Origin of the sequence: Roseibium sp., from assembly GCF_039982295.1 — a bacterium.
In the GTDB taxonomy this organism is placed as follows: Bacteria; Pseudomonadota; Alphaproteobacteria; order Rhizobiales; family Stappiaceae; genus Roseibium.
In genome coordinates this window covers 144,011-155,813 of record NZ_JBDWYP010000049.1, presented here as the reverse complement: position 1 = coordinate 155,813, position 11,803 = coordinate 144,011, and the positions used below count along the sequence as shown (strand labels likewise).

The following is an 11,803-nucleotide window of genomic DNA, read 5'->3' as shown; positions in this document are numbered from 1 at the left end:
GGGTCGGCGATGATTGCCTCGGGCGCACAGGCTGATGTTGCAGCTACGAGTTTCAGGAACGTGGGCAAGGCGCTTGCGCGCGGGGAATCGGCCACCAAACGGCAGAACAAGGCTTTCAGCGCGCTCGGGCTTTCCGCCACCAATGTTGCCAAACAGCTCCAGCAGGACGCCGTTGGCACATTGCATGACGTGATTGCTCGCATACGGGCCTTGCCCAGAGAAATGAGGGCCTCGACCATCTCCGATCTGTTCGGTGATGAGGCCCGGGCGGTCATGCCCCTGATCGAGAACGCAGGCCTTTTGAAAGAGGCGCTCGGCCAGGTCGCAGACGAGACCAACTATCTCGGATCTGCTCAAAAGGAATTCGAGGTTCGCTCCGAGACCTTTGCCGCCAACCTGCAGCTGTTCAAGAACCGGCTTGATGAGCTTGCGATTTCTCTCGGCAACGCCTTGCTGCCCGCTCTGTCCTCGATCATGGCGGTGATACAGCCTCTAATCTCGACGCTTGCAGAGCTGGCGTCTGCCAATCCGCAGGTGACAGCAAGTGTCGCCGGGCTCGCAGCGGGGGTGGTTGCTCTGCGCGTTGCGGCGATCGGTGCACGTTTCGCCCTCATGTTTTTGAAGGGCGGTGTGCTGGATGCAGCTATCGGACTTTCCCGATCTGTCGGGGTGCTCTCCAGTGGCGCGGCCGGGCTGGCAAACTTTGCTCGTATGGCCCGCAGGGTTGGCCTATCCATGACGGTTCTGTCGATGACGGGCGGTACCGGGATCTTCGCCGCCCTTGTCTCCGGGGCAACGGCAGCAGCTGCTGCGGTCGCAGGACTGACGGCGCCGATTTGGGGGACGGTCGCGGCCGCTGTCGGCCTCGGGCTTGCCATCCATAAATATTGGGAGCCAATCGCGGAGTTCGTCACCGGATTTGCCTCGGCAATTGCAGGGGCTCTTGCGCCTGCCATGAATGCCTTGACCGGTTTCGCCGCCGATGTGACGGCCGCTGCAGCTTCCTGGGCAGGTGAAAAGCTGATCGATGTTGCAAGCTGGCTGGGCTTCGATGAGGCGAGCGTGCGCGGATCTCTGGCCACAGCACAAGCTGTTCTTTCAAGTTCGCTTGATAGTATCGTCGAGCTTGTCATGTCTGTTCCCTCCAGGGTCGGGGGCTGGGTTTCAGACCTCTTCACGATGAATGATTACTCGGATGAAGCGGAAGCCGAATTCAGAAGCGCTGGAGCGCGGGTTGGTCAGGCTCTGGTCAACGGTATCAAATCTGCCTTCGAGACGCTGTGGCAGTGGCTAAAAGCCATCCCTGGCCGGATTGTAGATGCGATTGGCAATATCGATCTTTCGGGACTTATTTCCTGGCCATCCATGCCGTCTTGGCTTGGCGGGGGAAGTGCGCCGGCAGTCGCGGGCAAATCCGTGATCGATGGCGCGCGCGCAGCTGGTGGGCCGATTGTTGCCGGCCGAACCTACCGGATCAATGAAAAAGGCGACGAACTGATCACCGCAAGCCGCAACGCCTATGTCCACGATCATCAAAGAAGCAAGAAGATGGCCGGCGGAATGGCTGCAGCTGGGATGGCGGCCTCGATCGCGTTCGGTGACATCAATGTCAATCTCCATGGCGTTCAGGATCCTGATGCCATTGCGGAGGCCGTCGGGCAAGAGATCCGCAATCGCCTGTCTGGTTTACAGGCCGATGACGGCTGGTCCGTGTCCTAAAGAGGGGAATTGCCAGTGCTCTATATGCTTGGTGCTGTCACGGTCGATACTGCGCCGTTTTCGGCGGATGATTTTTCGCGGTCCGCATCTGCGGACTTCGCGGAAAAACCGGTCATCGGCAGCTTGAAGCCTTCCGAGTTCATGGGTGAAGGTCAAGAGCAGTTGTCGCTGTCTGGTCAGCTGCTTCCCTCCCGCATCGGCGGGTTGACCGAACTTGAAACCCTCGACGAGATGCGCCGCAAGGGTGCCCGTTTTCCTGTGCTGCGGGGGGATGGTACCAGGCTCGGCACCTATGCCCTGACACAGATATCTGAGGACCACAGCTCGCTGATGCGCGACGGTGTCGGCTTCATCATTCGCTATCGCCTTCAGATGCGAAAGGTCCAGTCGGACGATGGTTCTGGTCAGCAGACCGTCAGCGGGATCTTGAGCCTCTTCGACGCCTTGCTGGGTGGGAGCTGATATGTCCGAAACCATCACCATCCGAGGCGATAACTTGACCCTCGATCTGCTTTTGTGGCGCCGGCACGGCGTGCGCGGACGAGAGCTAGTGGAAGAAGCGCTCATCCTAAATCCGGACCTGGCAACAATTGGTCCGATCTTGCCTTTGGGAGCCGAGATCACTTTACCGGACCTGCCGGAGCAGACCACTGCGGCGCGCCAGGTCGTGACCCTGTTTGGATAGATCATGACCGAGACACTTTGGAAAACCGAATGGCAGGTCGAAGTCGATGGCCAGGACATGACGTCAGGCATGCAGCCTTATTTGACGGACATCAGTGTCACGGATGAGGCGGGAGCTGCATCGGACCGGTGTTCACTGACCTTTGACGACACGGATGGCGTTCTGAAAATGCCAACGCCGGGCGGTTCTGTCCGGGTGCGGCTGAACGGAGTTCAGGTGTTTTCGGGCATTCTAGAGGCTCCCCGGTCGACCGGCTCAAGAGGTGGCGGCCGGAAACTCTCGGTGAGCGCCAAGGGCTTTGATCCTGCTGGCAAGGCGAAGGAACCGCAGGCACTCCACCAGGACGGTGGCACCGTCGGCGGGTTTTTGAAAAAGCTGGGAGAACGCGCTGGCATTGACGTCGAAGTCGGCCCGGAACTCGCAAGCCTCGCCCGAGATTACCTGGTCGCAGACCACGAAAGCCTGCTGCATGTCGGCGAGCGCCTGGCCCGGGAGTTGGGCGGCACCTTCAAGCTGCGCGATGGCAACCGGGCGGTCCTCATCAAACGAGGGCTGGATCATGCCTTGCCGGCTGTCGCCTGTCGGTTCTCAGGAGAGAGTGCCAATGGCATCTCCTGGAGCATTTCTCCGGTGACCGGGCGCAAGACCTTTAAGTCGGTCAAGGTGCGTTACTTCGATCGGGAGACGGCGGACTTCCATGAGGAGGAAGTGGCCGTCGAACAGGATCGGGACGGACCTGACACGGTCAACCGTGTCCGGACCGCCGCTGCCGATAAGCAGCAGGCAACGGAGATCGCCGAGGCTCGCAGCGAAGAGATCCGCCGCGAAGGCGGTGAGGGGACCGTAACGCTTGATCTGGCGCCGGAGGCGCAAGCGGAAGGTTTGTGCATGGTTTCTGGGGCGCGGCCAGGGATCAATGGCAGCTACCGGATTGTTTCGGTGACCCATAGGGCCAGCCGGTCCAGCGGAGCAACGACCACGCTGTCGCTGAAACAGCCGGGTGATGGTGCTGGTTTAGACGACCGATAACACAACATCAGAATTTGACGAAAGAACCGCCCTTTGAGGCGGTTTTTTCATGCGCGGAAAACTGGCGTGATTGCCGGTGTTGAGAAAGGAACGGAATATGAATTTTATCTCTGATTGGCGACGCGTTGCTGCTGTCTCCCTGTCATTCTGGATGCAGGTCGCGGGGCTTCTGGTTCTGATTTTACCGGAAATCTGGTTCGCGCTGACGGGGCAGGATTATGATCCTGTGTTCGCCTGGTGGACGGGTGTCCTACTGCTCCTGGCCGGATTGATCGGACGGCTCTGGAAGCAAGGTGTATCCGGTTTTCTGGAGTGGCTGCGCATTGTCGGCGTGCTGGTGGTTTGTGCCTTGCTTGCGTTGTTGTTCACGGCCCAAGCCAAGGCAGGGTCGGTGTCGGAGATCGAAACCCTCCGCATCGCTGTGCCGTTCATTGCCAAGGAAGAAGGCAAGCGTAACAAGGCATATGCAGACATCGTCGGCGTGCCGACCATCTGTTACGGCTCGACCCGTGGCGTGCGCCTCGGGATGGTCATGACGGATGCGCAATGTCTTGCTTTGTTAAGCGATGAAGTGGCGGAATATCGCGAGGGCTTGCATGGGTATTTCAGCAAGGCGACCCGCTCCAGCCGCCTGACGGCGAAGCGGGATGCGGCCTATACGTCGACGGCTTTCAATTGCGGCGTTCGCGCGATCGGCCGCAGCACTGCAACCCGGCGCCTGAACGCCGGGGACATTCGCGGTGGATGTACTGCCTTGACCTGGTGGAACAAGGCTGGCGGGCGTGTGATCCGCGGCCTGGTCAATCGGCGGGCGCGTGAAAAGGCGCTCTGTCTCGCCGGGTTGAACTGATGTTGGGCTGGTTGCCGGCTGGGCTTGCCTGGCTGTCTGGCCTGATCGGCTTCGGTCTTGCCGTGTTGTTGGCCTATGGCGGGTTGGCAGGGGCGGCTGTCGCCTTTGCCTCCCGCCTTGACCCGCGAATACCCAAAACACTCTCCGGCGTCCTCACTGTGGCTTTTCTCTGTGTGTCGGTCTGGAACTTTTCAGCCATCCATCATGATCGACAGCTCGAGATCGACCGTTTGCAAGGCGTGGTCGCCGCAATGGCAAAGCAGGCTGCCGAGTGGCGGAGGGTGGCGCAGCATCAGCAAAAGTTGGCGGCTGCGCGTCTTGAGAACAACGCGCAACTTCAGGAACAAATTGATGACTATGACGATGCTCTGGCCACCGGCGCGGTGGGGGCTTGTGATGCTGATGACGAGTATCTCCGCCGGATGCGCGCAATACGGTTCGATTGAACCGCGCCCGGCGCCAACCCCTACGCCTCAAGCCGATCTGACGGTGCCTTGCGGAGATCCAGGCCTGACCGGTGACAAGGGCAGGGACGCTCTGCGCCACCGGGCTGCGTTGGTCGCCTGCGAGGGGAAGCGGGCAGGCTGGCAAAACCTTTATGAAACAGTGAGCGAAACGAGGGTGAAATGAAGTCAATTCTGGATTGGGCTGTGGAATTGCCGTTTCCGAAGATTGCTGTCATCGGAGCCTTTGCAATCGTAGGTGCCGTCTTGCCTACCGATCTCAAGCCCAAGCAGCGGGTCGCGACGTTTTTCATCGGGTTTCTGGCGGCTTTGGTGTTCGGAGACCCCCTTCGCAGTGTTATGGGATTGCCAGAGACCTGGGCATACGGCATGGCCGGTGTGCTGGCTATGACGGGTCGAAATATCGCTGTGTTTGTGATCCGAATTTCAAGGGATCCTGCGGCCTTCGCGCGGACCGCTGTGGAGATCTGGCGTGGGGGGAAGCTGGGCTAGGGGTGGGTCTGTCCAGCGAGCATCTGAATTTCGAGGAAAAGCGCATCTCGTAGGTTGATTGTTCCTGATATGTTCTCATTATGCTCAGTCGAAAATTCGAAAGGCTGTCAAATGGGAAAAACCCACGTCAATCACCGCGTCGTTATTCGAAATAAGGACGATGACATCGTCCTGGACGAAAGCTGCGCAAGCTTCGCCGTGGCCAAACCTTTATACGATCAGCGGCGAGGTGAGCTGCTTGTTGGCGAGACCATCTCTCTCCAGCACGGCGCCCGCGTGATCTTCAAGAGCTGAGGGTTGCTGGGAATTAGGGAGTGTAATCTAACAGTTGGCTACTGGGCAATAGATCCACTTAAGTTGCCAATAGCCTAGCCGCGGCGCGAAGGCCCTTTTGGGGCTGGGATTGGATCGGCGACTTGCGGTCTATACTCGCTGGAAGCTGACAATCACCCCTAGTGGTCATCTGGTTGCTTCCAGCCGAAGTCAACTTCAGCAGATGACATCAACTGCCTGGCCGCAACGCGCCGCCAATTCGGTCTTTCGCGGCATTGAAGGCTTCGCCCGAAAGCAGACGTTCATTTGAGGCGTAGCAAATTCTCAGGAGGGCGGGGAAGAGACTGGCAGCCTAACGTCATCATACCAGAGAAGCGGACATTCATGTCGATGGGGTCTCTGGCAGGAAAGTGATGTGACGCCACATTTTTTTGTACTTTACTGTGAGAATGGAAGACCCTTAATTCTTCGAACCAGATGGACGCTTTGCGGCTACCATTGAATCTCTAAATGCTTGTGTCACGAAGTCGTTGCCACGTTGAGATTGCTGTCCCTTTTCCGCTAGAACAGCTTTCATCTCATTGGTCTCGGACAGGATTTTTGACATAGATTTGGCATAGAAAACTGCTGCTTCACTTCCAATTAGCTCCCCACTTTTTTGAAATAGGTATAATTGAAATCGGTAAACCTGCGCCACGATATCACCAACACAGCCATTGCCGACTGCGTTGACGCCTTCGAAATCTAGTGGAACATCGAAATCGTATATGGGAAGAGCGCTATCTTCTCGCTGCTGAAAGATAATTCCAGTTCCGCGTGAGGGGTCAGACATGTGGGTGAAGTGATAGCTCTCATTCTGCCGCAATGGGCCAAAGAACTCGCCGTTTTCGCCACACTGAGCGATAGGCTGAATAATGCGAAGAGCAGCCTTTAGAAGAGGGTAGTCGACAATTGGGTGTGCTAATTTTCTAGTCATTGCATGGCCAACAAAGGCCACCCGACCAGCCCACTCCCCATCGACGTGCTTTTCGATATGCTCCGGATGCCAAAAGCCGCAACCGCTAGAAAACGAATAGTCGCTGGAAGCGTTGAATAAGATAATGTCATTCACCCGAAGGGCGAAGCAACTAGGATGGTGCTGAAAGATTAGGCTTTCGATGCCAAAACCGTTTAGCCCTTTGCCATGTCCCTCAATCGTATACACATAGAGTAGCCGGTCTTTCTTACCTATTCGGCTGTTGACATGCAGATGAGGGTTAATGGTCTCAATCGTGCTCTGCAAGGTGATCTGATTGAGCCAGAGGCAGACGCGAACTTTGTCGAGCCAATCGAGGAGATCGAATGCCTCGCGTGAAGTTATCGGTTTTCTCTCCAGCAATGCTTGGACGATAGGCTTAACCGTTCCTTCGAGCGCACTATATTGAAGATTGCAGGCCTCACATGCAGGCATAACCAATGCGGACCAAGAGAATTTAATTGGTTCGGCGGTTTCCGGATTAATGGCCATTGTCACAACACGACGTGGATCACCGGTTAGTTTGAGCAGCCATTTAGGAAGTATGTGTTCCCGATTTTTGCTGGATGCAGGTTTACCGCAGAAGACGCAATGCCGCCTTTTCTCTCTTCCCGCTTTTCCCATCCGGCAAATACCTTTGCTGTGTAACTTGCCTGTTCGTTGGTTGCCCACGAAATTCCACATTTTTTGCCAAGGGGAGTCAATGGTTGCCACATGGGCTCAAGGATTAGTTAACTTCCATCGCAACACACATGTCCACAATCGATAGCGGACGCGAGCGGCTTAGTCCTACTGCCTATCCTGTGAATTCGCTGCACTTGTATTGAACTTCGGTTTTCGGGAGCCGTACTTATTTTGTTAAATGACCGAATTGGCGGCGCAAAACAGACTTTGGCTCTGAAATGGCTTAACGGCAGCAATGGGCCGATTGCCACAGTGAGCCTGCTTTATGCGAATGTCCGCTACGCGGACAAAGTAAGCCTTCGCTGCAACTTGCACGAATGTCGACTTCGATAAATTATGGTTCCAAGCAAGCAGAGGTAGAATCGAGGAACATGTATGTTAAAAGTCAGGGTTATCATTGGCGCATATCTGATCCTTTTCCTGATCGTAGCCGGGTTAATTGTCGCCGGTGAGTTCTTTGGACCAAATTTCAGAAGGAATTATGGTGGTGGGCTGTTGCAGCTACTTGGAGGGATTGTCGCAGCCTTCCTCGGCTTTCTGTCAGCATTCGCAGCGGAGAAATAAAAATGAGAACACTGTTAGCGACCCTCATGATCTTTACTGCTTCTGTTGCTCAGGCAAACATGGATACGAATACCAGACGTGACTTCATAGCAGCTTGCATGTTCAGCGGTGGATTCACTGTCGAGGGCGATGAGCCGATTGTGACCGAAGAGAACGGAAATGTAGATGTAGAGCGAACAGTGGAGAGCTGGATTGATGCGTTTGACGCGCCAGAGGACAAGCTATCGGCAGGGCGCGAGATTCGGGCCTGCTTGCAACAAATTCTTGACGCTAACTCCTATGCAACGCGCCAGTCTCGCGTTGAAGCAAGAGGAGATGCTCTTTTTGCGGAAATGGCCCTGACAATCAGTCCAGTAGAATATGCACGGGGAATTATCTGCAAACGACCAGATATCCGTCAGAGCCTAGCAATGGGAGCGCAACTGAGGCGGTTGGGAGCGGGGTTGAACCCCGCTTTGAAGGCACAGATAGATAGCTTCTTTGGAGAATCCTTTGGTCTTGATTTAGAGGATCCTACCACCCGGGCCCTTCTTGAGGTGGACGTTACATCGGTCGATTGCTCTGTAGATCGGATCTGCGAAATACGTGGCTCCGTACCTGTGGAGGTTCTCTCGGACACTATGTATATTTTTGATATTCCGATGCGGCAAGTTTTGGTTCATGCAGGTCAATGCGAAGGTCAACGAGGGTTCGTAAATGAGCGTTTCATTTCCTTTTGATTTTAATGCTTAGGATGATTGGCACTGGACGAAGCTGCTAAACACAGACAGAGTATTGAGCCTGCAGCCGCCTTTCGTAGATCGCGCAGAATCAGGCAATTTGGGCTCCAAGCAGTCGTTTGCTACGGAATGAACCAAGGCCAGCATCGGGCCGAAAGGGTCGGTGCGCGAAGATTTGTCGATAGTCTGGAACCGGCCCCTAGCTGCCCTTGGCGCTGCTTCTCATACGCTGCGTTGCCGCATGCAGAAGCGGACCTTCATGAAAGGTGTGGGCTCAAAACAATCCGGTAGTAAGCCTTTTCCAAAATTTCCCGCCGCCTGCCGGACTGCGATCTCTATACTGCGTCCAAATTGACCCACAGACTCGACATTGAAAAAAATTGTAGTCGGTATATCCGGTCACCCCCTCATCCGATCTGACAGGGTTACCAATCGACTCTAAACCTTCGTGCGACGCACCCTTTGCGCATTCGCCGCAGCGGCCTCGTGTTTCCAAGCTCATTCATTTTTCCTCTCGAGTTCGGCCCTTTGCGGTCATTCAACGGGTCGGAAGACGGCGCAATGCAGCTTTCCCATTGTGGTCAACTAGTTACCAATGCAGACTTGCCTGACAAATGGGCGCTGTAATAGCCTTAGCCCCAGAACGTAAAGCGAACCTAGCCATTTTATTCCCATCACAATATGGTGCCGGGCACACCTTCCTCCATAGGGAACTAATCTTATGAGCCTGAACGCCGCACTCACCCGTGCCAAGACCGAGGAAGACGTCAAGGATGCCTATATCGCGGCGCTTGGCCTCAAAGGCGTGAACAAGGGCCTCGTCGATATCCAGACCCTCGAGATCTGGTTTGAAGCCAAAGAGGCCCCAACCCCAACCCTGCTCATGTTCGCGCAATTGCTCGTCTACGTGCGTGCCGCGCGAAAACGCGGCGAACCCATCCCCGGCTTCCTCTGCGTGATGGACCGCGAGAAGGCGGCGCTGATGGCAACCGAACATGCCTTGCCGCTGCTCGACGACAAGTCCATCACCTGGCCGAAATCCGGCTCTGCGGCGGACAAGGCGCTCGCCGCCCAGATAGCCCCCACGATCGAGACCCACTTCATCCTCTACCGGATCGACGGCTACGAGGCTGAGTTCATTAAAGCGACTAAGGACGCGGTCAGTGAAGGCCGGATCATTCGCACGCCCATCACTCCCGACAACCTGCGGCAGGTTTTCGACAAATGGGTCGCGATGGTTGGCGTTGAACTTGGTGTGGAGAACGAGGCGGATTATGCCGTGTTGTTCTTTGCTGACATCATGCACGATGGGCGCGATGAAGCGATGCGTAACCTGCCCGCCCGCCTTCTATTCAACGGCAACAAACCAGTGTTCATCATTGGGGCCGACCAATATGAACTCGCCAGCGAACGCGGCTACCGCAACTTCTGGAACATCTATCACCGCCCCCCGGAAAAGGAGCATCGCCACTACCTGCTGGAACGGCGCGACAGCCTGCTGCCGATGGATGACCAGAAATTCAAGGGCGCGTTCTACACGCCGCTCCACATCGTCGACAAAGCCTATGATCAGTTGAAAGCCACGCTGGGGGCGAACTGGCAGAAGAAATATATCGTCTGGGATATGTGCGCGGGTGTCGGTAATCTGGAGGCCAAGCACTCCAACCTGCGCAATGTCTACATGTCCACGCTCGACCCCGAGGACGTGACGATCATGCGCAGCAACCCCGCCTTCGCTGGGGCCGAGATTTTCCAGTATGATTATTTGAATGATGACGTGGATGATTTCGGGCAGATTGACTACGACCTGTCCGGCAAACTGCCGCCGGGGCTGAGGCAAGCGATTGAAGATGCGCGTGAGGCAAAGAAGGGCGCAAGGCCGATTTTGGTGCTGATCAATCCTCCTTACGGGGAAAGCGGAAACTACGACACGCTCAGGGGAGAAGGCGACAATAAACGAGGGGTATCCAAGACGAAAATCAGCCATGGAATGGCCCATCTTGGTTACGCTGCGCGTGAATTGTTCGTGCAATTCTTGCATCGTAACATGCTTGAATTGCCTGACTCGACCTTGGCTATATTCAGTACGCTAAAATACGTGAACGCGCCAAATTTCGAGAAATTCCGTGAGCAATGGACAGCGGGATATCGTGATGGATTTGTGGTCCATAGCAAAGCTTTTGATGGTCTGAAGGGGAATTTCCCGATTGGTTTTCTTATCTGGAAAATTGGGATTGATGACCCACCAACCACCATTGTAGCGACCGCGCTTGACAGATCGGGCAACCCAGTTGGGGAAAAGACATTTTATCGTACCAATGAGAGAGGATTGTTGTCTGAATGGATCGTTCGTCCACGCTCAAATAAACAAGATGCATTGCCCTTAAAGAACGCGTTATCGCCCCCGGGGCCGACTAAAGACCTTCGGGGCGACAAATGGGCCGATGGCGCGATTGGGAGTATGTTATCCAATAGTAATATGCCGCAAAAAACTGCGATCATGACGGCAATTTTCTCGTCGGGATACTGCAACGCCGGAGCGTTCTTCATCACCCCCGACAACATCTGGCAAGCCGCCATCGTTTTCTCTGTTCGTCGCCTGATCAAGCCAACTTGGCTCAACGACCGTGACCAGTTCCTGCAACCCGCGCAGCCGCTGACGGACGCGTTCAAATCCGATTGTCTCGTCTGGATGCTGTTCAACGGCAGCAACCTTACCGCAGGCGCAGACGGGCTGCACTGGAATGACCGCGACTGGTCGCTCACGAACCACTTCATTCCCTTCACCGAGGCCGAGGTCGGGGCGAAGGCTCGGTGCGAGAGTGATTTCATGGTACGCTACATGGACGGCATGGCGTTCTCGCCCGAGGCGCGGGCCGTGCTCGACGAAGGCCGCAAGCTGTTCCGGCGCTTTCACTCCATCGGCTTCCCCAACAAAATCAGACAAGAATTTAAGCTAGGCCGCGCGGATGCAGGTTGGTATCAGGTCCGCCGCGCGCTCGAAGCCTATAGCGATACGGAATTGACCGACTTCGATCAGTTCAAAGACGCCTATGCAGACCTAACATCAAAGCTGCGCCCGCAGGTGTTCGAGCTTGGGTTTCTGCCGAACTAGGTGGGTTTGTATCGCCAATGGCGCGGTTAAGATTCGAAGTGTAAACGTTTATAAGCTCAGCGGGGCGACAACTTGCATATCGGTACTATCCACGCACCTCCAACAAAAGTCTGCATTGCGCCCAAGGTGCTGGTAGTTTCGCACATGCAGCGAACGACAGCTTCCCGCCCAAAACTGCCATCCATTCACAACTG

Annotated in this window: 11 protein-coding genes; 10 read left to right on the top strand and 1 reads right to left on the bottom strand. The window is 55.7% G+C overall.

Annotated elements, in window-relative coordinates:
* The 8 genes from ABJZ52_RS10275 to ABJZ52_RS10240 all read left to right on the top strand — a co-directional run.
* Positions 1 to 1,719, top strand: a 1,719-nt coding sequence (locus tag ABJZ52_RS10275; protein ID WP_348398864.1) for a phage tail tape measure protein, incomplete at its 5' end; no start/stop codon positions are given.
* A 24-nt stretch (positions 1,720 to 1,743) separates the two neighbouring features.
* Positions 1,744 to 2,181 (top strand): phage tail protein, encoded by a 438-nt coding sequence (locus ABJZ52_RS10270; RefSeq protein ID WP_348185203.1) that lies wholly within the window; start codon positions 1,744 to 1,746, stop codon positions 2,179 to 2,181.
* 1 nt (position 2,182) lies between these two features.
* Positions 2,183 to 2,404, top strand: a complete 222-nt coding sequence (locus tag ABJZ52_RS10265) for a tail protein X (RefSeq protein WP_348185180.1) — start codon at positions 2,183 to 2,185, stop codon at positions 2,402 to 2,404.
* A gap of 3 nt (positions 2,405 to 2,407) precedes the next feature.
* Positions 2,408 to 3,433, top strand: coding sequence for a contractile injection system protein, VgrG/Pvc8 family (locus tag ABJZ52_RS10260; RefSeq protein ID WP_348185182.1), 1,026 nt, complete (start codon positions 2,408 to 2,410; stop codon positions 3,431 to 3,433).
* Between the two features lie 97 nt (positions 3,434 to 3,530).
* Positions 3,531 to 4,283 carry a lysozyme gene (locus tag ABJZ52_RS10255; protein ID WP_348185184.1) on the top strand — a complete coding sequence of 251 codons (753 nt, stop codon included), beginning with the start codon at positions 3,531 to 3,533 and terminating at the stop codon, positions 4,281 to 4,283.
* Positions 4,283 to 4,729 carry a hypothetical protein gene (locus ABJZ52_RS10250; protein WP_348185186.1) on the top strand — a complete coding sequence of 149 codons (447 nt, stop codon included), beginning with the start codon at positions 4,283 to 4,285 and terminating at the stop codon, positions 4,727 to 4,729. Before ABJZ52_RS10255 ends, ABJZ52_RS10250 begins: the two co-directional genes overlap by 1 nt.
* Positions 4,730 to 4,909: 180 nt before the next feature.
* Positions 4,910 to 5,239 carry a hypothetical protein gene (locus ABJZ52_RS10245; protein ID WP_348185188.1) on the top strand — a complete coding sequence of 110 codons (330 nt, stop codon included), beginning with the start codon at positions 4,910 to 4,912 and terminating at the stop codon, positions 5,237 to 5,239.
* 111 nt (positions 5,240 to 5,350) lie between these two features.
* A complete protein-coding gene (locus tag ABJZ52_RS10240; RefSeq protein WP_348185190.1) occupies positions 5,351 to 5,533 on the top strand; it encodes a hypothetical protein in 183 nt (60 codons plus the stop codon).
* 439 nt (positions 5,534 to 5,972) lie between these two features.
* Here ABJZ52_RS10240 and ABJZ52_RS10235 read toward each other — a convergent pair whose 3' ends face one another.
* A complete protein-coding gene (locus ABJZ52_RS10235; protein ID WP_348185192.1) occupies positions 5,973 to 7,241 on the bottom strand; it encodes a hypothetical protein in 1,269 nt (422 codons plus the stop codon).
* Between the two features lie 536 nt (positions 7,242 to 7,777).
* On the opposite strand from ABJZ52_RS10235, the gene ABJZ52_RS10230 reads away from it, so the two are divergent.
* Together ABJZ52_RS10230 and ABJZ52_RS10225 are read left to right on the top strand one after the other, a co-directional pair.
* Positions 7,778 to 8,494 (top strand): hypothetical protein, encoded by a 717-nt coding sequence (locus ABJZ52_RS10230; protein WP_348185194.1) that lies wholly within the window; start codon positions 7,778 to 7,780, stop codon positions 8,492 to 8,494.
* Between the two features lie 721 nt (positions 8,495 to 9,215).
* On the top strand, positions 9,216 to 11,609 hold the full coding sequence (locus ABJZ52_RS10225) for a hypothetical protein (protein ID WP_348185196.1): 2,394 nt from the start codon (positions 9,216 to 9,218) through the stop codon (positions 11,607 to 11,609).
* The last annotated feature ends 194 nt before the right edge of the window (positions 11,610 to 11,803 follow it).